Here is a 1,850-nt window from a genome sequence, read left to right on the forward strand (position 1 = left end):
CGCGCCGTCAGATCCGCGGAAGCAACCGGCACCACCGACAGCACCTCAGCCGGAAGATCCTCCACAGCCAGCACAACCTGCCGAGGCCGGCCATCCACCGACGCGAACACCGTCCGCAACACCTCATGACGCACCAGCACATCCCGCAACGCATCCCCAAGCGCCCCGACATCCAGGCCCCCGGTCAGCCGGTAAGCGAAAGGGACGTCATAGATCGCCGTCGGTCCGCCCAAACGGTCTTCGAACCAAAGTCGTTGTTGCCCGTACGACAGGGGTGGCGTCACGTTGGACCGGATAGCTGGCCGCACTGTCGGCCTCGCCACCCCGGCCCCATCGAGTCGGGCGGCCAGACTCACCGCCGTGGGAGCCTCGAAAAGAGCACGTACAGGAAGTTCAGCACCGAACGCCTCGCGGATCCGGCTGATCAGCTGCGTCGCCAGCAGTGAGTGCCCGCCGAGGTGGAAGAAGTTGGCGTCCGGCCCGACACGGTCCAGTCCGAGCACGTCAGCGAAGAGCCGGCATAGAATCTCCTCCCGTGCCGTGACGGGCAGGCGTCCTGTTCCGGTCGTGTACTGGGGGGATGGGAGCGCCCCTCGATCCAATTTGCCGTTGACGGTCAGGGGGAGCGAGTCCAGCACCATGACGGCAGCAGGCACCATGTGACGCGGTAGCTGCGACGCCGCGTAGTCACTGACCGCCTCGGCGAGACCGTTTGTCGGAACCGAGCCCACGACGTAGGCGACCAGGCGTTTGTCGCCCGCAGTGTCCTCGCGGACCACGACGGCCGCCTGTGCCACCCCGTCACAGCCGGCGACCACCGCCTCGACCTCACCGGGTTCGATACGGAACCCGCGGATCTTCACCTGGTCATCAGCCCGGCCCACGAACTCCAGCAGCCCCCCGGCCGTCCAGCGCACCACATCCCCGGTCCGGTACATCCGCTCACCCGCGGCGCTGAACGGACAGGCCACAAATCGTTGGGCAGTCAGCCCAGGCCGGTCCAGGTACCCGCGGGCCACCTGAGTTCCCACCACGTACAACTCACCCGCCACACCCGGCGGGACAAGACACAGCGTGGAATCGAGGACGAGCATCCGAAGCCCAGAAAGCCCCTGCCCGATGGGGCTGCCCGGCAGCGTGTCGTCGCCTGCCGAGGCCACCAGGGCATGAGTGGCGTGCACCGTCGTCTCGGTGATGCCGTACATGTTGACCAGGAGAGGGGCTTCATCGCCGTGACGGGCACACCACCGCCGTAGCCGCCGCGCGTCCAGCGCCTCACCACCGAACACCACTGCCCGCAGCGCCGGCATGGAGGCGTCGGACGTCTCCGCCGCTTGGGCCAACTGGTAGAAGGCAGACGGCGTCTGGCTCAGTATCGTGACCCGGTGCTGTGCCAGCAGGTGCAGGAAGTCGGCGGGAGACCGGGTCACGTCCGGAGGGACGACAATGACCCGGCCGCCATACAACAACGCCCCCCACAGTTCCCACACGGAGAAGTCGAACGCAGGCGAGTGGAACCACGACCACACATCATCGGCGCCGAAACTCAGCAAGCCCTCGGTGGCACGGAACATGGAAACGACGTGCTCATGAGCCACCACCACGCCTTTGGGCCGGCCTGTCGAACCGGACGTGTAGATCACATAGGCCGGGTGCGCGGGCCGCAGCGAAGCCCTGCGTTCCAGATCCGTGACGCAGGTGTCCTCATAGCCGATCATGCCGGCGGACTCCTCGACAAGTTCGGCAGTCACGACCAACTGAGGACTCGCGTCAGTGAGTGTGGCGTCGATGCGTTCCGCGGGATATTCCGGGTCGACGGGTACATACGCGCCGCCGGCTTTGAGGATGCC

At 66.7% G+C, this 1,850-nt stretch carries 1 protein-coding gene; it reads right to left on the reverse strand.

Annotation, left to right across the window (positions count from 1 at the left end; genetic code table 11):
• Nucleotides 1–1,850, reverse strand: a 1,850-nt coding sequence (locus IEZ11_RS50305; protein WP_189269841.1) for a non-ribosomal peptide synthetase, incomplete at both ends; no start/stop codon positions are given.

It is taken from the genome of Streptomyces fuscichromogenes, assembly GCF_014645815.1.
Classification (GTDB): Bacteria; Actinomycetota; Actinomycetes; order Streptomycetales; family Streptomycetaceae; genus Streptomyces; species Streptomyces fuscichromogenes.